General features: G+C 66.7%; 18 protein-coding genes and 4 pseudogenes. 10 read left to right on the plus strand and 12 right to left on the minus strand.

The window, feature by feature from the left end; genetic code table 11:
- Positions 1-16 precede the first annotated feature (16 nt).
- Entirely contained in the window at positions 17-619 is a 603-nt protein-coding gene (locus QSK05_RS20105) for a TetR/AcrR family transcriptional regulator (protein ID WP_285598800.1), read from the plus strand.
- A gap of 129 nt (positions 620-748) precedes the next feature.
- Here the strand turns inward: QSK05_RS20105 and QSK05_RS20110 are convergent.
- The 3 genes and pseudogenes from QSK05_RS20110 to QSK05_RS20120 form a co-directional block, all read right to left on the minus strand.
- A pseudogene (locus tag QSK05_RS20110) lies at positions 749-938 on the minus strand (ISNCY family transposase); the annotation flags it as partial.
- A gap of 45 nt (positions 939-983) precedes the next feature.
- Positions 984-1,187, minus strand: a pseudogene (locus QSK05_RS20115) (NAD(P)-binding domain-containing protein); the annotation flags it as partial.
- A gap of 494 nt (positions 1,188-1,681) precedes the next feature.
- A complete protein-coding gene (locus QSK05_RS20120) occupies positions 1,682-2,806 on the minus strand; it encodes an amidohydrolase family protein (RefSeq protein ID WP_285598801.1) in 1,125 nt (374 codons plus the stop codon).
- A 1,141-nt stretch (positions 2,807-3,947) separates the two neighbouring features.
- On the opposite strand from QSK05_RS20120, the gene QSK05_RS20125 reads away from it, so the two are divergent.
- Both QSK05_RS20125 and QSK05_RS20130 read left to right on the plus strand, forming a co-directional pair.
- Entirely contained in the window at positions 3,948-4,640 is a 693-nt protein-coding gene (locus QSK05_RS20125) for a response regulator transcription factor (protein WP_285598802.1), read from the plus strand.
- Positions 4,637-6,118, plus strand: a complete 1,482-nt coding sequence (locus tag QSK05_RS20130; RefSeq protein ID WP_285598803.1) for a HAMP domain-containing sensor histidine kinase — start codon at positions 4,637-4,639, stop codon at positions 6,116-6,118. The genes QSK05_RS20125 and QSK05_RS20130 overlap by 4 nt, the downstream gene beginning before the upstream one ends.
- Positions 6,119-6,673: 555 nt before the next feature.
- Here QSK05_RS20130 and QSK05_RS20135 read toward each other — a convergent pair.
- Entirely contained in the window at positions 6,674-8,827 is a 2,154-nt protein-coding gene (locus QSK05_RS20135; RefSeq protein ID WP_285598804.1) for an MMPL family transporter, read from the minus strand.
- A gap of 304 nt (positions 8,828-9,131) precedes the next feature.
- Between QSK05_RS20135 and QSK05_RS20140 the strand changes: the two genes are divergently transcribed.
- Positions 9,132-9,263, plus strand: a complete 132-nt coding sequence (locus QSK05_RS20140; RefSeq protein ID WP_285598805.1) for a hypothetical protein — start codon at positions 9,132-9,134, stop codon at positions 9,261-9,263.
- A 68-nt stretch (positions 9,264-9,331) separates the two neighbouring features.
- On the opposite strand, the gene QSK05_RS20145 is transcribed toward QSK05_RS20140, so the two are convergent.
- The 3 genes from QSK05_RS20145 to QSK05_RS20155 form a co-directional block, all read right to left on the minus strand.
- A complete protein-coding gene (locus QSK05_RS20145) occupies positions 9,332-11,788 on the minus strand; it encodes a bifunctional diguanylate cyclase/phosphodiesterase (RefSeq protein ID WP_285598806.1) in 2,457 nt (818 codons plus the stop codon).
- A gap of 74 nt (positions 11,789-11,862) precedes the next feature.
- A complete protein-coding gene (locus tag QSK05_RS36655) occupies positions 11,863-12,087 on the minus strand; it encodes a transposase (RefSeq protein WP_502879792.1) in 225 nt (74 codons plus the stop codon).
- On the minus strand, positions 12,077-12,898 hold the full coding sequence (locus QSK05_RS20155; RefSeq protein WP_285598807.1) for a phosphotransferase enzyme family protein: 822 nt from the start codon (positions 12,896-12,898) through the stop codon (positions 12,077-12,079). The genes QSK05_RS36655 and QSK05_RS20155 overlap by 11 nt, the downstream gene beginning before the upstream one ends.
- 452 nt (positions 12,899-13,350) lie before the next feature.
- Here QSK05_RS20155 and QSK05_RS20160 point away from each other — a divergent pair, with 452 nt between their 5' ends.
- The gene (locus tag QSK05_RS20160; RefSeq protein WP_285598808.1) at positions 13,351-14,280 is read left to right on the plus strand and encodes a hypothetical protein; all 930 of its coding nucleotides are present in this window, start codon (positions 13,351-13,353) and stop codon (positions 14,278-14,280) included.
- Between the two features lie 24 nt (positions 14,281-14,304).
- On the opposite strand, the gene QSK05_RS20165 is transcribed toward QSK05_RS20160, so the two are convergent.
- The 3 genes and pseudogenes from QSK05_RS20165 to QSK05_RS36395 form a co-directional block, all read right to left on the minus strand.
- A complete protein-coding gene (locus QSK05_RS20165; RefSeq protein ID WP_285598809.1) occupies positions 14,305-14,802 on the minus strand; it encodes a hypothetical protein in 498 nt (165 codons plus the stop codon).
- A gap of 74 nt (positions 14,803-14,876) precedes the next feature.
- A pseudogene (locus QSK05_RS20170) lies at positions 14,877-15,416 on the minus strand (quinone oxidoreductase family protein); the annotation flags it as partial.
- A 148-nt stretch (positions 15,417-15,564) separates the two neighbouring features.
- Positions 15,565-15,894: pseudogene (locus tag QSK05_RS36395) on the minus strand (alcohol dehydrogenase catalytic domain-containing protein); the annotation flags it as partial.
- 113 nt (positions 15,895-16,007) lie between these two features.
- Between QSK05_RS36395 and QSK05_RS20175 the strand changes: the two are divergent.
- Positions 16,008-16,490: a MarR family winged helix-turn-helix transcriptional regulator gene (locus QSK05_RS20175; protein WP_285598810.1), complete on the plus strand. Its 483-nt coding sequence runs from the start codon at positions 16,008-16,010 to the stop codon at positions 16,488-16,490.
- Positions 16,491-16,502: 12 nt separating this feature from the next.
- On the opposite strand, the gene QSK05_RS20180 is transcribed toward QSK05_RS20175, so the two are convergent.
- The gene (locus QSK05_RS20180; protein ID WP_285598811.1) at positions 16,503-17,072 is read right to left on the minus strand and encodes a TetR/AcrR family transcriptional regulator; all 570 of its coding nucleotides are present in this window, start codon (positions 17,070-17,072) and stop codon (positions 16,503-16,505) included.
- Positions 17,073-17,193: 121 nt separating this feature from the next.
- Here QSK05_RS20180 and QSK05_RS20185 point away from each other — a divergent pair, with 121 nt between their 5' ends.
- Positions 17,194-17,580: a DUF1304 domain-containing protein gene (locus tag QSK05_RS20185; RefSeq protein ID WP_285598812.1), complete on the plus strand. Its 387-nt coding sequence runs from the start codon at positions 17,194-17,196 to the stop codon at positions 17,578-17,580.
- 118 nt (positions 17,581-17,698) lie between these two features.
- On the opposite strand, the gene QSK05_RS20190 is transcribed toward QSK05_RS20185, so the two are convergent.
- Positions 17,699-18,622: an EamA family transporter gene (locus tag QSK05_RS20190; RefSeq protein ID WP_285598813.1), complete on the minus strand. Its 924-nt coding sequence runs from the start codon at positions 18,620-18,622 to the stop codon at positions 17,699-17,701.
- Between the two features lie 86 nt (positions 18,623-18,708).
- On the opposite strand from QSK05_RS20190, the gene QSK05_RS20195 reads away from it, so the two are divergent.
- The 3 genes from QSK05_RS20195 (at position 18,709) to QSK05_RS20205 (ending at position 20,542) form a co-directional block, all read left to right on the plus strand.
- A complete protein-coding gene (locus QSK05_RS20195; RefSeq protein WP_502879798.1) occupies positions 18,709-19,638 on the plus strand; it encodes a LysR family transcriptional regulator in 930 nt (309 codons plus the stop codon).
- A 472-nt stretch (positions 19,639-20,110) separates the two neighbouring features.
- Entirely contained in the window at positions 20,111-20,266 is a 156-nt protein-coding gene (locus tag QSK05_RS20200) for a hypothetical protein (RefSeq protein ID WP_285598815.1), read from the plus strand.
- Positions 20,267-20,386: 120 nt separating this feature from the next.
- The gene (locus QSK05_RS20205; RefSeq protein WP_285598816.1) at positions 20,387-20,542 is read left to right on the plus strand and encodes a hypothetical protein; all 156 of its coding nucleotides are present in this window, start codon (positions 20,387-20,389) and stop codon (positions 20,540-20,542) included.
- The last annotated feature ends 35 nt before the right edge of the window (positions 20,543-20,577 follow it).

Here is a 20,577-nt window from a genome sequence, read left to right on the forward strand (position 1 = left end):
CCAGTACAGTTTATGGATGACTACTGTCAAGGGTCTGGCCACCCGTGCACGCATCGTCGAGGCCGCCGCGGGCGAGGTCCGGGACAACGGTGCGAACGCCGTCACCCTCGATGACGTGTGCCGGCGCAGCGGTACTGGCAAGGGCCAGCTGTTCCACCACTTCCCGGGTGGGCGGGAACAACTGATGCTCGCCGTCGCCGAACTCGAAGCCGCCCTCGTGTTCGACGATCAGGAGCCGTACCTGAGCCAGCTCACCTCGGCCGCGTCGTGGAGGGCATGGTGTGACCTCATGATCACCCGCTATCGGGATCAGGGAGTGAACTGCCCGCTGGCCGTCCTGATCGCCGACGTGGGCCGGTACAGCCCGGCAGCGCAAGATGTTGCGGCACAACTAGTCAGGCGGTGGCAGGCGTGTCTGCGGGAGGGAATCGTGGCCACCCAGGCGGTCGGCGAGGCTGATCCGGGCGTCAACGCCGACCGGGTGGCCGCGGCCTTCATCGCGGCGATCCAGGGCGGCGTCACCGTGCTGATCTCGACGGGTTCCTCCGAGCATCTCGAGGCCGGCCTGGCTCTCTGCCTCGAGCATCTCCTCACCCAGACGCCGGTTCAGGTTGTCTGAACCGGTCACCCTGTGGCGAGGCACCGGTGCTTTAGGACAAGGTTGGCCTCATCACCGGCGCCCTTGGTGGAGGGTTTCGAGGAGGATCGGAACGGTCTCTGGCGGTGGCCATTTCTGCTGACGGCCAAGCCACTGCCCCCAGGCCAACAGCTCCCGCACGAACGCCTCGAACGTCAGTGCCGGGGCTTCCGGATCCACGACACGGCTACTGGTCAGGCACTGGGCGTGCGTACAGCGGGGCCAGTCCCGCCATGAACATCCGCTCCGAGGCGCCGTTGACTGTCTCCACGCTGCCCTTCAGATGCGGCGTACAGCCCGGCCGGTCCTCGACCTTGGGATGTGGGCGCCTCGAGGGGTTGGTGGTGTCCACCACGATTCGGCTCGACCAGTCCGGCACCTGCGCCACGGCTGCCGGGATCCGGCTCCAGGGCACGCTGAGAAAGACCAGGTCCGCTTCGGCCGCTTCGGCCACCGTACCGGCCCGGGCCTTACCGCCCGGGGCCGTCACCAACCCGGTGAGTGAGGCCGGGCGTGGCAAGGCGATTTCGGGTAGTGCCAGTGCCGGCAAGTCTCGGGAACCGATGGTGACGCAGGCATCAGTACGATGACTGCACAGGGATCAGGCGGACTTCTCCGGGGGACCGCCTCCGTGACGAGTGTTCGCGCCGGCCGCTTCCGGCTGCGCTCGTGGAGGCGGCCGGTCCGTCCTCTTGCGCACAGTGTCCGCCACCTGGACGCACGCTGACCGGGTTTCCCAGGCGGGATGAAGGCGGGGGCAGGAGTCCGATCAGTCGAGCAGGATGTTCAGGTCGTTGACCCCCGCAAGCCTTCACCGCGGCGGCGTGTACGTCGGGGCACTCCTTCTTCAGCGTGGAATCGACGTTGATGGTCGTGACGCCCGTGGTGGCGTCCTCCACTCCGTCGAGGATGCTCTCGAGTACCTCGCCGAGGGCATCGGTGACTGCGATCTTGTCGTCCTGGTTGACGCCGGCCATCTGGCCGCCCATCACGGTGCCCTTGACGGAGTTCACTTCGCGGGCCTCATTCGGCCGTCGAGACGTGTCAAACTTTGATCCCGAAAAGTTTCTCGGCATTCCGGAAGGCAATCTTCTCCTTGGCTTCCCGTGGCAAATCGACTGCCCGGAACCAGTCGGTTTGTTTTTTCATGTCCGCAAATGGGTAGTCGGTTGCAAACATCACTCGATCCACGCTGATGTACTTCAGTAGGAGGTCGAGTAGATCAGTCTGCGGGAATGCACTGGTAGTGAACCAGAAGTTGTCGTGAAAATACTGCTCGAACGGCTTTTCCAGGCTCTTCTGGGTCACTTCGCCCATCTTCTCCAGGATGCGTTTGTAGAAGAACGGAAGGCCCTCTCCCATGTGGCCGATGATGATCTGGAGTTCCGGATGCCTGTCGAACACCCCTGAAGTTATCATTCGAATGCACTGAGTAACGACTTCCTGATGCCATCCGTACGCAGAAATGCTGAGCACCTGGTCCTGGAATTCCTCCTGATATTCCGGTCGCATGTTGCTGTAGTAGATTTGGAAAACTTCGTCGGGCGGTAGGCCTGGATGGATGTATATCGGCTTACCGAGGGCTTCGGCGCGCGCCAGGACGGGCTCGAAGTCAGGATGGTCGAGGAATTTTTTCCCGATGATTCCATTGGTCAGGCAGCCCAGGAAGCCATCTTCGCGAACTGCGCGTTCTAATTCGTCCGCCGAGGCCTCAGGATTCTGAAGCGGCAAGGTTGCAAATGCCTGAAACCGCCGTGGGTAGGTGGCCATCGGTCCATCGACGAGCATCCGGTTGAGGCGATACGCAAAATCGATGCCCTTCCTTCCGGGGACATTCTGCACACCTGGCGTATGTGCGGAAAGGATTTGAACGTTGAGTCCGGCCTCGTCCATGGCGCCGATGCGACGTGGGCCGATCTCGGCCAGGCCGGTGTCCTCGAGGAACAGCCTGTCGTTCAGCACCATCAGCTCATGCGTGGAAAAGGTCTCTTCCGTACCGATGAAGGGCAGGTCCTGGTCTCGCAACGCAACGTCCGAAGGCTCGTCCGCCGTCGCGCGGGAGACGATGGCAGGCGTCGACAAGCCGGCACCAAGGCCCAGTGTCGTGCCGGTGATAAAACCGCGGCGACCTACCGTGAGGTGATGCAGGGGGTTGGCGATGGATTTCATGTCAGTAGCTCTCCAGGTGTCTGCGCGGCGCAGTATCCGTGTGGTGTCCGTCGGCTAAGGCCGCGGGTCTTCGTGTCCTGTTTGCTCACTGCGGTAGCGCTGCCCGGCGCCACCGCGTACGCGACAGCGTGGTGGGCGATACCGCTGCGCCCCGACGGCTCGCACGAGGAGGCCGGGACTTTCCGTGGGGCAGGAATCGCTCGCCCGCGTGAACGCTGTGCGGGCCGGGCGCGGCGGGTCCCGTACTCGTTGTCGGTGTGCGACCCCCAGGCGGCGACAGGGAGCGTGGCCGCCAGCATTCCGGTGGCCGTCCCGCACTTCACCTGCTCGGTCAGTGCTTTCCCCGACGGCGCCGCCTTCATTGCCATCACCAGCCTTCTACCCGCGGGGTGTCTCGTTGCTCTGACCCAGAATTCATATCGAGCGAATCTGAGGCGACCGTTAGAAGCGGGACCGGCAGGTGAGAAGCGGTGTCATTGATCGGGCGTGACACGCCGAGCCTGCAAGGTCAGCTTCAGGGGCAGGGCACGATCGAGCCTCAGGCGAATAGTGAGACGCAGCTGGGAATGTCACGCCGGTTGCAGCGCTGATCGGTGCCTGCCCGACCTGAGGTAGGCGGTCGCTGCGCTCATGGTGAACCTGCTGAAATGTCTCGCGGACGGGGTCACCCAACCGTTGATGGCGGCTGGTGCCGAAACCATCAGGCCGGGCCGTTGCCGGTCCTGAGACACATGACGCCCGACGTAGTCCCGTTCGGGGCAGACCCATGAACTGCGCGAGGCGGCGTTGCCGGTTATGCCGGCGGTGTTCTACGTCAGCGTGGTCACGGCGCCCGTCATCGTCGGTGCGCGCAGCGGCCAGCAGCACGGTCACCCGGAGCACGGGGATCCCAGGGCAGCGGCCGCCGGAGGACGAGGGTGGCGCGCGGGAGCCACCGGGGGTGCCGGGTGTCCGTGACCGGCGCGCACGTTCTACGGCCTGGTCGCCGGGTGCGAAACTGGTCATCGGTCCTGCCCGTGATGATGAGCCGACGGTGGTGGGTATCCGCTCGAGCGCGGTCCCAGCGACGCACTAATCCTGGCTTCAGGTTGATCAAGGACAATGAAGCGGCCAAAGCATCCATGGGAAGGGGCGGGCCGGCATGCGGATCCTGATCGCGGATGATGACACGGCCATTCGTGAGTCGCTGGAGCGGGTACTCCAGGTCGAGGGTTACGAGACCAGTTCCGTCTCCAACGGTCTCGCCGTGCTCGACGGGGCCGGTGGGGTCGGCGGTGACACGCTGGATCTGCTGATCCTCGACGTGATGATGCCCCGGCTCGGCGGGTTGGAGACCTGTCGGCGGTTGCGAGCTGCGGGTCGGGATCTACCGGTGCTGATGCTGACCGCCCGTGACCAGGTCTCCGACCGGGTCGCGGGGCTGGATGCGGGCGCCGACGACTACCTGCCCAAGCCGTTCGCCATTGAGGAGTTGCTGGCCCGGGTGCGCGCGTTGCTGCGTCGGCGCATGCCGACCGGCGAGGAGTCGCAGATCCTGTCGTTCGCCGACGTCCGCCTCGATCCCGACCGGTTCGAGGCGTGGCGGGGTGAGCGGCCGCTACGCCTGACCCGGACCGAGTTCTCTCTCCTGCAGGTCTTCATGCGCAATGCGACCCGGGTCTTGACCCGCGACATGCTGTTCGAGGCGATCTGGGGCTTCAACATGAGCGCCACCGCCAACAACCTCCAGGTGTACATCAGCTACCTGCGCCGCAAGATGGAGGCCGAGGATGAGCCACGATTGATCTACACGTTGCGGGGCCTGGGATACGCGTTGCGGGAGACCCCTCCGTGAGCAGACCCGCCGGGCGGGAACCGCGCTGGCTGACCCGATGGTGGCGCCGGCGGTCCCTGCGGGCCAGGCTGACGGTGATCGCGGCCACGGCCATCGCCGGCAGCGTGTTCGTGGCCTTCCTGGTGGGCATCGAGCTACTGGACCGGGAACTGCAGGACACCGCCAAGAATGAGCTGCGCGCCGACGCCCGCGTCCTGGCGACGAACGCGCAGCGTGCCGGTCTGGCACAGGTCCAGTTACCGCCGTATCGCGGATCCGGTCGGCTCGTGCGGATCATCCTGCCCGACGGCTCGACCCGGATCCCGGAGGGCCAACCCGCGCTGCTCCCGGTCAGCGAGCACGCCGGGCGCGTGGCACAGGGAACGTCGAACGCTTTGATGGAGTCGATCGACGGCGGCGACAACGACTACTTCATCTACACGCAGCGGGCGGGCGAGGGCGCGGTCCAGGTGGCCCGCGTCGCTGACGAAAGCCCCATCACCCGGCTCGGATTGGGCATGTTGCTGATCGGTCTGCTCTGCGTGGTCGGCGGCGCCCTGGTGGGGAGGACCGTGGCACGGGCCGGGCTGGCACCGATCGACCGGCTGACCGCCGCCGCGGTACACGTCGCCCACACCCGGGATCTCGACGCCGACATCCCGGATGAGGGCGGTGGGGAGATCCGGCGGCTGATTCAGTCGATCAACGACATGCTCGCCGCGCTCCGGGACTCCCGCCGGGCCCAGCGGCTGCTCGCCGAGGATGCCGCCCACGAGCTCAAGACCCCGCTCACCAGCCTGCGCGTGAACATCGAACTGCTGATCCGGCTCGATCGGCGCGGCACTCTGGACAGCGCACTGCCGGCACAGAGCCGCAGCCGGCTGCTCAACGACCTCGGCGCCCAGATGGTCGAATTGAGCACGCTGGCCGCCGAGCTGACCGAGCTGGCACGCGGTGACGTCAGCGATGAGAACACCGAGCTGCTCGACCTCGCCGACGTGGTGGTGGCCGCCGCGACCCGGGCGCGTTCGCGCGCGACCGACGTCGAGATCGCCCTCGACCTCACCTCCGTGTGGGTGGGCGGGCGTCCCGCCGCGCTCCAGCGGGCGGTGCTCAACCTCATGGATAACGCCAGCAAGTGGTCTCCGGTGGACCAGCAGGTTCAGGTCCGGCTCCGTGCCGAGGGCACCATGGCGGTGCTGGAGGTTGACGACGCCGGGCCGGGCATCGACGATGCTGACATACCGAGGGTGTTCGACCGGTTCTACCGTGCTGACAGCGCCCGGGCGTTGCCGGGATCCGGTCTGGGGCTGTCGATCGTGCAGCGGGTCGTCGACGCCCACGACGGCCGGGTCATGGTCGCGCGTTCCGCGCGCGGGGGTGCGCTGCTTCGGGTCGACCTTCCGGCCGCGACCTCGCCCCCGCTGCTCGGGCGGGCTACCGTCGGGCAGGACGGCGTGGTGCCCTCAACCGGCGGCGTGGCGAAGCAGGGGCAGTAGTCCTCGCGCAGGATCCGAGTGGTCACTGCCCGGCCGGATTCCTGACCAGCAGCGTTCTGGATCGTGATTCCGGTCGTTCACCCGGGGTTCTGGTGGAGACGTACTCACTGGTGTGGCCGGATGTCTGGGCCATGCGGCCGCCGCCTTTCACGGCCGCAAACCGCTTCGCGGACGGTCCGGATCGAACGTGATCACGTCTCGACGCCGTAGTCCCTGTCAAGGACGTCGGCCAGGCCCCGAAACCCCACGCCATCCATGACCGTCGTGACCGGCTCGAACGCCGGAAAAACCTCTGCCAGAAGTTCTTTCGCTACTCAGATCGGTTGCCTACGGCACGTCTCACCGATCGCCACCGATCCTGGGAAAACTGTCCACAGTCCCTGACCAGCCGTCGAGGTGATCACGGCTGACCAGGCCCGGGAACGACGGCCTGGGCCCGCCACCCATCACGGATGCGGTCCGAGATCATGGCTACCGGCCGCGACCACGTCTGTGGCGCACGAAGATCCGGGACGGACGTGGTGTCCGTCCCGGATCTCGTCCGTGCTGTCGGGCTTACCTTTGCAGCGCGGGCTCTTCGTTGTCGGCGAGCGATTGTTGACCGTGCGGCAGTTGCGCCTCTGGACGGGACAGCCGGCTCGGCCACCAGATGCGCCGGCCGATCAGCAGGGTGAGAGCGGGCACCAGGATCGATCGCACCAGCAGGGCGTCGAGCAGCACGCCGAAGGCGACCAGGAACCCGACCTCGATCAGCATCACCAGCGGAAGTGTGGTGAGGACCGCGAACGTGGCCGCCAGCACCAGGCCGGCCGAGGTGATGACGCCGCCGGTGGCGGAGAGGGCTTTGAGCATGCCCGCCCTGGTGCCCAGACGCATGGTCTCCTCCCGGGCCCGGCTGGCCAGGAAGATGTTGTAGTCGACGCCGAGTGCCACCAGGAACAGGAATGCCAGCAGTGGCACCGAATAGTCGATTCCCTGGAACCCGAGGATCGTGTCGAAGACGAACACGCTGCCACCGAAAGCTGCTGCGAAAGAGACGATCACGGTGGCCATCAGGACCAGTGGGGCTACGATGGCGCGCAGCAGTAGCCCGAGGACGATCAGGACGACGATGAGGACCAGGGGAATGACCACCTTTTCGTCGCGACGGGTGGTCGCCTCGGTGTCGAGGTTCTCCGCACTCGGTCCACCGACCATCGCCTGCGCCCCGCTCACCGCATGCACAGCGGTGCGCACCCGCTTGATCGTGTCGTACTCGGCGACGGTATCCGGCGCGTCCGTGGGGAACACGGAGATGTTGGCCCAGTTGCCGCTGGTCTCCTCCGGGTTGGCCTGGGCCACACCGCGGGTGTCCTTGACGATGGCGAGTATCTGCTCCTGGTACGCCGGCCGCGTGAAGATCGTCATCGGTTGGCCGCCGAGTTCCGGGAAGTGCTGGCGAAGAACGGAGAAGCCGGTGACCGACTCCGGCGCGGTCGGGAACTGGTCCTGCTCCCGCAGGGAGCTGGTGTTGCCCGTCAGCCCGAGGATGAGCACGCCGAGGATTCCGAGCGAGCCGAGCGCCGCCATCCACCGACGGCGGTTGATGGCGGTACCAAGCCGTCCCCAGATCCCTACCTTCTCCTCCACCGCCGTGTTGAACCGCGGGATGGCCGGCCAGAAGATCCGCCTACCGAACACCACGAGCACTGCCGGGAACAGCGTCAGCATGGCCACCAGAGCGCACACGATGCCGGCTGCGCCGATCGGGCCCAGTCCGCTGGTGCTGTTCAGGTCTGCGACGAGCAGACAGAGCAGGCCGGCGACCACGGTGGTCGCCGACGCGATGATGGCCGGCGCCGCGCTGCGGAGCGCGTGAACCATGGCGACCCGGACGTTTTCGTGCTGGTGCAGTGACTCCCGGTACCGGGAGATGAGCAGCAGCGCGTAGTCCGTGCCGACACCGAATACCAGAATGGTCAGCAACGCGGAGTTCTGGTCGTTGACGACGATGCCGAAACTCTTGACGAGCAGGTAGACGGTTGCCATCGAGGTCAGTGCGGCCGCTCCCACGACCACCAGCGGGATGAACCACAACACCGGACTGCGGTAGGTGAGGATGAGCAGGAGCGTGACGACGATAATGGTGGTGAGGAAGACCTGCAGGTCAATGCCGTCGAAGATGGACTCCAGGTCGCCGTCGATCGCGGCTGGGCCGGTCACCTCGAGGTCCAGGCCGGCGGGGCGGTCCTTCGCTGCCTCACGCAACGGGCCGACAAGGGCCTCCGGTTCACCGTAGGTTGTGCTCACCGACAAGGTGAATGTCATCGCCTCACCGTCCGTAGAGGCCGCCGTCGGTGAGCCCTCGTCCTCGTCGTCCGCCTCAGGAGCGGCCGTCGTCGGCGGGTACTGCTGGGCAAAAGTGTTGTAGTGGCGCTGGACCGTCGCGCGGTCGGCGTTGGTCAAGCCACCGGTGCGGTGGTACACGAAAACGAACGTGTTGTCCTCACCGCCGGGGAGACGGTCCTCCAACACTGCCACCTTGGTGGACTCGGCACCGGCCGGCAGGGTGTCCACGGCGCTATCCGTGGTGACCGAGCTCAACTTTCCGCTCAGCGGCACCATGACCACCGCCAGCGCCACCCATAAGCCAATGACCAGCCACGGTACCCATCGGCTCGTCAGCCGACTGGGCGGGGCTTGCGCGGACCGCGCTGTGTGGATTGCCATCACTAGCCTCCTACATAGGTGTTGCACCGCTCATCTGATGATCACTTCCTACTGAGCGAATCTGAGGCGACTGTTAATACGGGGCGCAGGCGGGTTCGCCGACCAGGTGCCCGCGCATGAACCAGCGTGGCGGCATTGAGGTCATGTGCGGTAGGCAAGGGCAGGCCCCGGCCGATGACCAGCTCGACCGGACCTGCTGGCTGGGTGACTGCGGGATTACAGGAGAGAATGTTTGGATGAAATAATTCGATACTGAGCGTCGTCAGGCCGATGTCGGGATTGCTCGAGCCGCAGATGCCCCCGCATGGACGGTTGGCAGGCCTTGGCCTACCAGCATCTGGGGCCCGTCCACGTCGTGGTCCTGGTGACCTGCGACGCCGAGACCGGTGTCCTGTACAGCTACCGCAGCCACGCCCTGATCCGTGTGTTCCGATAGGTGGCTGCGAGACCAATCTGGTACGAAAGCGGTTGTGAAGCAGCCAGACTTGGCGCTGCTAGGCGGTGCTAGAGCTTGCGGAGGGCGTAGGTGTTGCCGCTGCTGCGTTTAGCCTCGTACATGGCTTCGTCGGCCGCCTGTAGCAGCTGACTTGCGGTTGAGGTAGCGGCGGACACAGCAATGCCGATGCTGGCTCCAATGACGGGTTGCGGGGGCGGCATTTCTGTCTCGTCCCGGCTACCGGTGGTCGGGGTGTTCCCGAGTGGGTAGGGGCCGGCGATGAGGTGAATGAGGCGCTCGGCGATGAGGATGGCCTCGTCGCTGCTGGTGACGTCTTCGCTGACGACGAGGAACTCGTCACCGCCGTAGCGGGCGCAGGTGTCGGTTCGCCGCACTGCCGAACGTAGTTTACCGGCAACAGCTTGAAGGACCTGGTCACCGGCGTTGTGCCCGTGGATGTCGTTGACCGGTTTGAAATGGTCGAGGTCGATGAACATGACGGCAATGTGCCCACCCCGCCGACCCTGACGCAGAAGCGCGCGGTCCAGTTCGCGCAGGCCGTAGCTACGGTTACCCAGCCCGGTGAGGGTATCGGTGACGGCCTGCGTGGCAGTGGTTTCCAATTGCCATGCGTTGGCCAGGGCAGCCCCGAAGGGCGCAGCCAGAAGACTGAGAGTGACGCAGTCCTGCTCGGTGAAGGCGCCCGCCCGGCGGGAATTAATTTTCAGCACGCCATGAATCTGGTCACCACTGCGCAAGGGAATGACGACGATCGAGCGCTCACCTGTCCAGAGAGCGGTTTTCGCGTGGACGCGCGGATCTGAACGGGTGTCATTGCACCACAGCGTCTCCTTGGTGATCACAGCCAGCCCGGACAAGCTGGAGGCGATCGGCAGGCGCAGGCCCCGGTACTGTTCGGCCGCGCCCGTGCTGAACTGGTAGACCAGGTCATCGCCGTCAATGGTCTCGACGCAGGCACCGTCGGCACCGGTCAGAGCCTCGGCGTGCGTACAGATTTCGTGCATGACTTTCTGCGGGGACAGCTCGACCTCGGCGATCGCGAGCTGGGCGGCGGCGATAGCGGCCTGCTGCTGGACGGCGCGGTTGCGTTCGGTGGTGTCCCGGACGAACGCGTAGAACTCTCCGTCAACGCCTTCCAGGCTGGCACCGCGAGCGCCGTCTGCACGCCAGATCGTCAGTTCCACGGGAATGAGATGCCCATCTTTGGCCTGGCCCTGAACCTCCATGCTCTGTGCCAGGATTCGAGGAGGTCCTCCGCGGCGCAGGCGCTCCAGTCCCTGGTGGTGGGCTTCGCGCAGGTCGGGCGGGATGATCAGCTCGGTGAGTGTGTGGCCGTAGGCCTCGGCGCGGGTGTAGCCGAATAGTTTCTCCGCAGCGGCATTCCACTCGGTCACGTACCCGGCCGGTGCGATGCCGATGAAGGCGTCGTTGGCCCCCGCGATGATCGCATGAAGCCGGTCGTGGGCTTGGCGTCGTGCGGTGATGTTCTCGATGGCCGTAACGAATTGCTCGGGTCGCCCCGTTTCGCCGTCCCGGATCAGCGCGACCGAGAGCTGCACCCAGACCGCGTGCCCGAGGGCATGCCGGTAGCGCTTTTCCAGGGTGTAATGCTCTATTTCGCCGGCCAGGAGGCGGTGCACCAGATTGATGTCGTCGGCCAGATCGTCAGGGTGGGTGATCTGCTGAAATGTCATCTGGAGCAGCTGTTCGGCCGGGTAACCCACAATCCGGCACAGGGCCTTGTTGACCCGTTCAAAGCGGCCTTCCAGGGTGACCAGCGCCAGGCCGGTCGGAGCTACGTCGAGCATCGTGCGCCACCGCTGTTCGGCACGGGCCAGTTCGGTGGCCGTGACCCGTTTGGCTGTGACATCGCGGATGATGCCGGCGTATCCGACCAAGCGGCCGTTCTCGTCCTTGACCGGGATGACTTGCGCGGCGCCGATCCCCCCGGTCGCCCCTGGCAGGGGCACGTCTCCCGACCATGAACCGTGTTCGGACAGGGCCTGCATCATGATGGGCTCGGACACCGGCTCCGCAATAGAGGCTGCGTGACTGCTGCTGGACCGCCAACGGTCCTCACCAGCAGCCCAGACCTGGTGATAGGTCAGACCGAGCATCGAGGCCCGGTCGACACCGAGCATCTTCTCTGCCGCCCGGTTGCAGTCCACCACCCGGCCGGACAGATCGGTCACGATCACCACGTCCTGGAGTGCCTGAAACACCTGTTCATGCAACCGGGACGTCAGCGCAGGGTCGTGGGTCTCGCGCGTCGTCGATCCATCATCGGGCAAGCCCTGGCTCAAAGATGCTTCATCGCTGGACTCCTGTCGGGGCTGGTCCGATCCGTAGCCCTGAGCAGATTCCTCGACATGGCCGGGATTGTGCTGTGCCGGAATCCGTCGCGCATCGGATCCCAGAGAGCTGCCCATGCGTGAGACGTCGTCCGTCTCGTATCCGACCTTGAGGGGGAGAGCGCGCACCGGATGGCCTTGCTCGAAGCTCACCTAACAATCGCCTCTGGGCCGCGTAGTGGGCCCGGTCCCGGTCCCGTCGCGGGACGAGATGCTGGAGCCACTTTTCAGCGCTTCTCGGGCAGAGGCCGAGGATTCTGCAGGTCACCGCGTCCGGAATTGACGTGCTGGATCTGGCCGAAACTGCGCTGGGTGAAGACCCTTACGTCGATCAGGGCGTCCCGGCCGATTCCCAGATCAGCGGCGATGCCCTGGACCGTCCCGCCGCGCGTGGACCGGTACAGGTCCACCGCCTGATGACGGAACTCCTTTGAATACGACTTACGTGCCACGAGAGGACCATCTCGATTCCTTCAGCATCATGCCGGGTTCAGCGTGTCCAAGGTCCGGGGTGAAGGCCGGCTGTCGTGGCCGCTGACCCTGGCATGCGTTCGGCCAGCCCCTGAGGAAGTCACGACGGCGCCGCTCAGATGTCCTGTTCTGCGCAGTCGATGGTTGTAGATCGGATTCCGAGTGGGTCATGCTGGTCGCGGTGGTGGCGGGTGATCCACCAGCTGGCGATGGTCTCAGCGCGGCCGGTGACAGTTCCCGCACGGATGCGTAGTTCTTCAGCAAGTCCCTGGTCCGGCGGGACTGGAACTGAACCGGGTCGTCGAGCTGGAACATGCTGGTCACGATGAGCTTGGCCAGATCAAACATCGGTGGCGCTGACATGACCTTGTCGAAGTCGATGAAGGCGAACCCTCCCGTGCTGGCCTGAACGATGTTGCCCCAGTGCATGTCCCCGTGAGGCGACCGCACGGGTAGCACGGTGTTCTGGGGCGATTGGCAGGCAAGGATGCGGTCCTGCGAGAGCTCGCGTGCTGTCCACCAGGCTGGTGCCGGCTGAGCGGGCAGTGCAAGGGCCGGGCGCTGGAAGCTCAAGGGTCTGTCACTGAAGTCCATCCCCGGTTCGCTCATGGCTGCGTGCAGGCGCGCGAGGTCCGCCCCCAGCCGGCGCATGTCGGCGGGCTCATGCACCGGCCCGGTTCCGATCCATGTGCACAGGTGGATCGTCCAGCGGTGCTGGCCTTTCTGCAGGTCCTTGACGGCGACCGTCCTGGGGCAATCCAGGCGGCCGACGCGGTGCACCTGGTCGATCACCAGAAAACCTGAACCGACGGCCGGTCGGTGGATCCGGGCTGAGGTTGACCGGGCGATAGCTCGTGGAAGTGCGGCGCAAGTCGAGATTCCGGTTGCCCCGGTTTCCGTGGGGAGAGTGCCGACAGTCGCGGGATGCACGGTGACGGCCGGAGTGGTGACCGTTCAGGCCATCGTTGACCGAATCGAGGATCTCGACGGGACCTTCCTGGCCCCTGTCACCTGGCTCCTGACATGAATACCCCTGACCAAGAGTGCATCTAGCGGAGAGCGGGCCGATACAGACGGCGAAGGGTCGTTCTCGATGCCGCGCCGGGTCGTGGACGGCAAGATCGTGCGGGGCGCCGTGACTCCGGCATCATGAAACGTCCCGGCCCACCGGCGACGCCCCGATGAACACCGGGCACCTCCGCAGCTCACGGCGTGAGACATAAGACAGGCCCTAGGCTCGCCTCATGAACGACGAGTCGCAGGACGTGGTGCGGCACCTCCGGGACATGCAGACCGATCGCGCCCAGACCTCCGTGATGAGTGCCTACATCGCTGCGCTCATCGATGATGCTGGTTGGGGCGTCGAGGTCCTCGCCGGTCTGATGGGGGTCTCGCGGCAGACGGTCTCCAACCGGCGTAAGCAGGGGCGCGAGCTGCGGCGCGATCATGCGGCCGAGCTGCGCAAGCTCCCGTTGCCTCCGGCGCCACCGAAGGCGGGGAGCGGCGGGGCCGCTCAGACCCGTTCCGGCCTGCAGATTCCTGATGGCGAGGAGATCGCGGCCAAGGAGCAGGCCTGGGTCGAACGTCAGCTGAACGGCCCGGCCACCCCGGCGGAGGTTCCGGCCCGGCTGAAGCTGGCCGCCGGTCTGGTGGACGAGGCCGACACTCGGCTGACCGCGCTGAAACAGGAGCGCGCGAATCTGGCCTGGGCGCTGGTCTGCTTCGACCCCGGTGCGCGACGGGGCCTGCAGAAGGCCGGGCACTGGCAGCCCGATGAGTTCTTCGCCGCCCGCACCCAGGCCCTGGCCCCGCCCGGCGAGCTGAAAGCCATGGACGACCGGGCCCTGGCAACACTGGCCGCGCAGCGGGGGATCGCTCTGGACACCGACGTGGACCACACCCGCGAGCGGTATTTCACGGTGGCCGGCGCGATCATCGCGACCCAGGCCCGGCGCCGGGCCGCGACCCAGATCCGCGACGGGTTCGTGCGCCGCCATGTGAAGCGCGATGCTGGTGGACGGTGGAAGGGTGTCACCGAGGTGGCCGGCTGGATCAATCGCACCCAGGCCCAGGTGACCCAGATCTGTGACGCCGGCCCCCTCGGCGAACCGGTCCCGGCAAGTACCCCATCGACCACGGCTCCTACGGTTACGCCAAACACCTCGTCCTCGTGAGGTGGGGTGTTCCGGGCCAGGGCCCTAGGTTCGGGTGCGCATGAACCAAGCGGTGATGTCGCGCAGCCAGATCTTCTGCTGCTTGGCTGCGGTCGGCGGGGGCGGTCCGACGTCTGTGGAGATGTCCGCCGGCACCGGGCCGGAGATCTTCACGGTGTCGAGTGGAACCCGGAAGTGCTTGTCCAGCAGTGTGACACATAGGTCGGCGGTGTCGTCGACGTAGGCCCGCTGCCACCGGCACAGCACGGGCAGGGAGGCCTGACGGCGCTCGAGCTTCGGCTTGAACGGCATCGTCCAGGGGAACGAGCGCATGGCGGCCCGCGCGCCCGAGGCCAGGTCGAACTCGGCGTCGGTGGTGGCGATGACCGTGATCCAGAAGAAGAGCTGACCGGCCTGGACGACGTCTACCCGCAACGCCGGCCCGGTCGCGGCGGTGAGCTCGACGTGGTCCAGATCGCCGGACGCGAGTCGGCGCCGCAGTTCGGTGCGCAGGTGGTCGAGGGCAGAGTCGGGCGAGGTCACGAAGGCATCATGTCGTAGAGCCGGAGCCTGGCCGGCCCTCGGGGGAGGGCCGGCCGATCGTGGACGGGGGCCGGTCAGGGCACCAGGACGATCTTGCCGATGTTCTCGCCGCGGTCCAGCAGCGACAGGGCGGAACTGGCCTCGGCCAACGGCAGGGTGGTGACCCGTGGGCCGCCCACGGTGCCGTCAGCGAGCCAGCCCAGCAGTTGGCCGACCGCAGCGAACGACTGCTGGGGGCGCAGGGTCAGCCAGGTCACGGCGTTGAAGCCGACCAGGGACTGGCCCGGTGCCGGGTTGAAGAGCACCCGGGCCACGGCATCGGCGTCCACCGGCTGGTCCGAACCGGTGACCGTGGCGGTGATGGTGCCGTAGGTGTAGAGACGACCGAACGGCGCCAGGATCGACAGGCTCTCACCGACGTGTCCCGGGCCCATCGCCTCCAGGACCACGTCGACACCCTGGTCTCCGGTCAGGCCCATCACCTGGGTGGCCCAGTCGGCGGCCCGGTAGTCCACGGTGTGGTCGGCGCCGAGCTCCTGAGCGATCTTCCGCTTCTCCGGTGTGCTCGCGCCGGCGATCACGGTGGCGCCCAGCGCCTTGGCGATCTGCACGGCGTAGCTGCCGAAACCCCCCTGCGGCGGCGGGGACGAAGACGGTTTCGCCCGGCTTCACCGCGGCGGCGGCAATCAGCAGAACGGCAGCACCGGCGCCGACCACGGTCAGGCCGGTGGCCTGATCGAGACTCACACCCTCGGGAACGGGCATGAGCCCCTGGGCGCCGGCGAGCGCCAGCTCGGCCCAGCCCCCGTCGGCGAGCTGACCGGTCAGGCCGAACACCCGGTCACCGACCTTCACGTTCTCGACGCCCGGTCCGAGGGCGACGACCGTACCGGCGACCTCGGCGCCCGGCGTGAACGGCAGGGGGGTCGGGATGTCGAACGGCAGGCCCTTGACCCGTAGCAGGTCCATGAAGTTCACCGCCGCGGCCTGTACCCGGACCAGGGCCTGGCCCGGTTCGGGGACGGGGTCGGGCAGGTCGACCAGGCGCAACAGGTCGGGGGAGCCGGGGGTACTCATCTGGATCGCCTTCATGATGCTGATGACTCCTTCGATGGTTATGTGGCCGGCCCAGTAAATACAGGGCTAGCCACATAACTCAACGTGGCTGTCATCACATAGGATGCCGCCGAGTCAGGAGGACGATCATGGATGACGATTTCGCGCGGCTTCTCGGGGACCGGCCGACGCTGGTTGAGCGTGCGCCCCTGGGCTTCGCCCTGCTGGCGCTCTCGCGCACCCTGCACGGGCTGACCGCAGAACTCCTGCTGGAGCTAGGGCTCTATCCCGGTCAGGAACTGATTCTCATGCGCCTGTTCGACCGGGACGAGCAGAGCCAGACCTCTTTGCAGCAGTCCATCGGGCTGGACCACTCCACCGTCTCGCGCAGTATCCGGCGCATGGAAGAGGCCGGCTTGCTGGCCCGGCGCCCCGACCCACGCGACCGGCGGGCCATGGTGGTGTCTCTCACCGAGGCCGGCCACGCGCTGCGGCCTCGCATCGCCCAGGTCTGGGAAGTCCTCGAGAACCATCTGGACGAAGCCCTGGGGCCCGATGATCGTCTGAAACTCGTTCCGCTGGTGGAGGGTCTGGAGCGATCGATCGCTACGGTGCGAGTTCGCCGCGGCTGATCCCGAACCCGGTCACCAGGCCCGGACGTCGTCGGCCAGTGCCTGCGCCAGTTGCGCGGCGGCGGCCGGATCCAGGCGAGACGTCACCATCAGTCCGATCTGTGAGGCGGTGAGGATCTGGGCCCGTCGTTCGGCATCCGCTCGGCCGAGGGTGCTGATGGCCGCCCGAAAGGCCGCGAACACGCGCTCCCGGTAACCACTCACGAGCTGGCCGGCCTCGGCGTCCAGGTCGTTGAGGTCCATCGCGGTGTTCAGCATCAGGCATCCGCGTCGGGCGATCCGGGCGGGGGCCTTCGTGAAGAAGGCTTCCAGGTCGGTGAAGTACGTGACGAGCTCGTCCCGTCCGGCGCCCGGGGCTTCGAGCGGGGCCAGGCGTGGGGTGATGATCAGGTCGAGGTAGTTCTCGGCGGCGCGGGTGAACAGATCGCGCTTGCTGCCGTACGTCTCGTAGAGGCTGGACTTGCTCAGCCCGGTCGCGGCCATCAATTGGGCGAGCGAGGTCGGGCCGTAGCCGCGTTCCCAGAACACGTCGCGTGCGGCTGTCACCGCGGTGAGGTCGTCGAACTCCTTCGTGCGGGCCATGACCCCTCCTTGTTGACATTCCGAACCGATCGGTCCAGAGTATCAACTCGGACCGATCGGTTCGGAATGAGGGCGGGCAGGCGTGCGGCCGGGGCCGCGCGACGGAAGTGGGAGACTAGACGTGCTGATCGCGGCGACGGTGGTGGGCATCCTCGCGGTGCTGTTCCATGTGGCGGCATTCGTGCTGGAGAGCGTGCTGTGGACGCGCCCGGCGGTGTTCGCCCGGTTCAACATCGCCACCCAGCAGGAGGCCGAGACCATCCGGCCGATGGCCTACAACCAGGGCTTCTACAATCTGGCGCTGGCCATCGGGGTCGCCGTCGGCCTGGTGCTGCTGACGCGTGACGGCGACGCGCTGATCGTGGGTAAGACGCTGGTGATCTTCGGGACGGCCTGCATGGCGGTGGCCGGTTCGGTGCTGATGAGCACGGGCCGCCAGTATCTGAAGTCCGCGGTGGGCCAGTTCGTCCCGGCGATCGTGACCCTGGCGCTCGTCGCGTTCAGCTGATGGAGGTCGCCCTCCGCCGGTGCGTGATCAGGCAATCCTCCAGTCTTCGGCCGGGAGGTGCTCCCACTCTCCCGGGGAACGTCGGCATGATCACGGACGAAGAAGAGGGCGGGCGGTCTCAGGCCGGTACGAGTACCCGGTCGTCGGCCCGCGGGGCGTTCTCGGCCTGGGCCGCGCGGGCGGCGCCGATACTGGAGCCGATGCTGGCGGCTACGACCAGGCCGACGGCGACCAGGCGCAGCGGGCCGGGGGTCTGGCTCAGCAGCAGCCATCCGACGAGGGTGGCGGCGACGGGCTCCAGGCTCAGCAGGATGCCGAAAAGATTGCGCGGGATCCGGCGCATGGCGGCCATTTCCAGCGTGTAGGGGATCACCGAGGCGAGCAGTGCGGTGGCGGCCCCGACGGCCAGCAGGTGCGGCGAGCCGACCACGTTCAGGGCGCCGTGCAGGCCCATCGGTGCGACCACGATCGTGGCCATGGCCAGCGCAACGGCCAGGCCGCCGGTGCCGGGCACGAGAATGCCCACCCGGGAGCCGGTCTGGATGTAGAGCGCCCAGAAGCCGGCTGCGATCAAGGCGAACAGCACGCCGATCGGGTCGAGGGAATGTGCGGTGGTGAAGCTCTCGATCGCGAGCAGGGCCATGCCGGCCAGGGCCAGGGCGACCCAGGCGAGCTCCCGGGCCTTGCGGCTCAGGACGGCGGACAGCATCAGCGGACCGAGAAACTCGATGGCGACGGCGGTTCCGAGCGGAATGCGCTCGAGTGCGGCGTAGAAGAAGCCATTCATGCCCGCGAGGGAGAGCCCCAGCGCCAGGGTGGCGCGCCACTGGGTGCGGCTCCAGCTGCGCACCGCCGGCTGGGTGAAGGCCAGCAGAATCAGTGACGCGATGCCCAGGCGGAGCACGGTGGTGCCCCAGCTGCCGAGTTCGGGGAAGAGTTTCGCGGCGAACGCGGCACCGAACTGCAGGGAGAAGCAGGAACCGACGATGAAGAACAGGGCGGGACTGGACGCACGGGGGCCGGTCGAGGATGTTGCGGGCATGTTTCCAGCATGGAGGTGGAGTGTTCATTTAGTCTAGTGAACGCTCTTGACCATAAAGCGTTAGAACAGCTTACGAACGGATGCCCGTGCTCAACCTGTCCCGCTTGCGCATCCTGTACGAATTGAACCGTTCGGGAACATTGGCGGAGGTTGCCCGGGTGCTCTCGTACACGCCGTCGGCGATCTCGCAGCAGCTGTCGCAACTGGAGCGCGAGGCCGGGGTACCCCTGCTGGAGAAGGTCGGTCGGCGGGTGCGCCTGACCGACGAGGCGCTCACCCTGGTCAAGCACACCCAGGTGATCCTGGAGCAGCTGGAGTTGGCCGAGGCGGAGCTGTCGGCCGCCCAGCCGGAGATCCACGGCACGTTGCGGGTGGCCTCGTTCCAGACCGTGCTGCTGAGCATCCTGCCGGTGGCCCTGAGTGTGCTGGCCCAGAAGCACCCGGGGATGGACGTGGAGATCACCCAGCGCGAGGTCGGCCCGGCCTACGAAGGGCTGCTGGCCCACGAGTTCGACCTGATCCTGGGGGAGGAGTACCCCGGGCAGCCCGAGCCCATCCGTTCGGGTATCGACCGTGAGGACTTCACCCGGGACGCGCTGCGCCTGGCCCTGCCGGGGGAAGGCCCGCACAGTGTGCGGCCGGTGCGGCTGTCCGACCTCTCGGAGATGTCGTGGGCTCTCGACCCGCACAACAGCCCGGCCCGCCGCTGGGCCGACGCGCTCTGCCGACGTTCGGGTTTCGAGGCGAAAGTGCGCTTCGAGAGCCCGGACCCGTTGCTGCACGCCCACCTGGTGCGGCTCGGGCACGCCGCGGCCTTCATTCCCTCGCTGGTCGGGGCGGCTCATCTGGAGGGTGCCCAACTGGTGTCGTTGCCCGGCGATCCGCATCGCACCCTGTTCACCGCGGTCCGTTCCGGCCGTTCGAAACACCGTCTGGTCGAAGCCTTCCGTCAGGCCCTGGCCGAGGCGGCCCGGGCGAACCCGGTGCTGTCGCCGGTGATGGAACTGTCAGCCTGAACGCTCTGTTTCGTCAGCTTCAATTACCCGTCAGGCGACTGGTCGGTATCGCTGAGTGACGACAGGAGACGCACGTGGCCAACGGTGGACGGCGTGCCGGTGATTCTTGAACTTGTTATCAGGAGCATGATTTCACTGTCCGATGCACCTGGAGGGGCCGGTATCAGGGTTGCCCGCAAAAGTTGCGCGGGAATGTTCCCGATCACCCTCGGTCAATGTTAGCGTTGCATCCGTAGTCGGGAACGGGTCGTCTCTCCAGAAACGGGGGCTGTCAGTGATATTCGTGCGCCCTCAGAGACGTGTTCCCGTCCGAAGATTTCTTCTTCACTGATCCGACGCTCTCCCGTCAGGGACGCCGGCCCTGCGCGGCCCGGCCCGTCGGCCCACCACGTCCATCCGCCGTGGATTTCGCCTGCCCGAAAGCAGGCCGGTGGATGGTCGGTTCACCATCACCACGAGAAGGAGCAGACGCATGCCCAAGAACGTGCTCTCCAGCGTGTCCCCTCACCTGGTTCCCCCGGTGACCCGCAAGCCGGCCGGAACCTCGGTCGCCGAGGCCGGGGCGAGCCTGTCGTTCCCGTTCGGCCCGCCGCTGCTGCCGCCGTTCGCCGGTGACGACGACGAGTAGGTGATCCGGTCCCGGAGCGTGCGCCGAACCAGACGTCGTCCAAAAGCAAAAGATGACAGCACGATTCGGTGCGCGCTCCGGGCCGCCCCGATCCATTCCCGACAGGTCAGGAGATGAGACATGCCCAAGGATCTGATCCAGAGTGTGGCCCCCAGCCTCGCGCCGCCGGTGATCCGGAGGCCCTCGGGTGCCTCTGGCGTCAAGGACGGGGCCGACCTCTCGTTCGGCTTCCCGCTCCCGCTGCTGCCGCCGTTCGCCGGTGAGGGCGACGAGTAGATGAACCTGGTCCCGGAGCGTGCGAAGGATCGACC

This window comes from Kineosporia sp. NBRC 101731 (assembly GCF_030269305.1).
GTDB lineage: Bacteria > Actinomycetota > Actinomycetes > Actinomycetales > Kineosporiaceae > Kineosporia.

Excerpts from the sequence above, each read along its gene's own strand:
- QSK05_RS20180 (WP_285598811.1), bottom strand. The coding sequence starts at position 17,072 with ATGGCCCGCACGAAGGAGTTCGACGACCTCACCGCGGTGACAGCCGCA.
- QSK05_RS20190 (WP_285598813.1), bottom strand. The coding sequence starts at position 18,622 with ATGCCCGCAACATCCTCGACCGGCCCCCGTGCGTCCAGTCCCGCCCTG.
- QSK05_RS20200 (WP_285598815.1), top strand. The coding sequence starts at position 20,111 with ATGCCCAAGAACGTGCTCTCCAGCGTGTCCCCTCACCTGGTTCCCCCG.
- QSK05_RS20120 (WP_285598801.1), bottom strand. The coding sequence starts at position 2,806 with ATGAAATCCATCGCCAACCCCCTGCATCACCTCACGGTAGGTCGCCGC.
- QSK05_RS20160 (WP_285598808.1), top strand. The coding sequence starts at position 13,351 with ATGAACGACGAGTCGCAGGACGTGGTGCGGCACCTCCGGGACATGCAG.
- QSK05_RS20175 (WP_285598810.1), top strand. The coding sequence starts at position 16,008 with ATGGATGACGATTTCGCGCGGCTTCTCGGGGACCGGCCGACGCTGGTT.
- QSK05_RS20140 (WP_285598805.1), top strand. The coding sequence starts at position 9,132 with ATGGACGGTTGGCAGGCCTTGGCCTACCAGCATCTGGGGCCCGTCCAC.
- QSK05_RS20125 (WP_285598802.1), top strand. The coding sequence starts at position 3,948 with ATGCGGATCCTGATCGCGGATGATGACACGGCCATTCGTGAGTCGCTG.
- QSK05_RS20105 (WP_285598800.1), top strand. The coding sequence starts at position 17 with ATGACTACTGTCAAGGGTCTGGCCACCCGTGCACGCATCGTCGAGGCC.
- QSK05_RS20135 (WP_285598804.1), bottom strand. The coding sequence starts at position 8,827 with ATGGCAATCCACACAGCGCGGTCCGCGCAAGCCCCGCCCAGTCGGCTG.
- QSK05_RS20205 (WP_285598816.1), top strand. The coding sequence starts at position 20,387 with ATGCCCAAGGATCTGATCCAGAGTGTGGCCCCCAGCCTCGCGCCGCCG.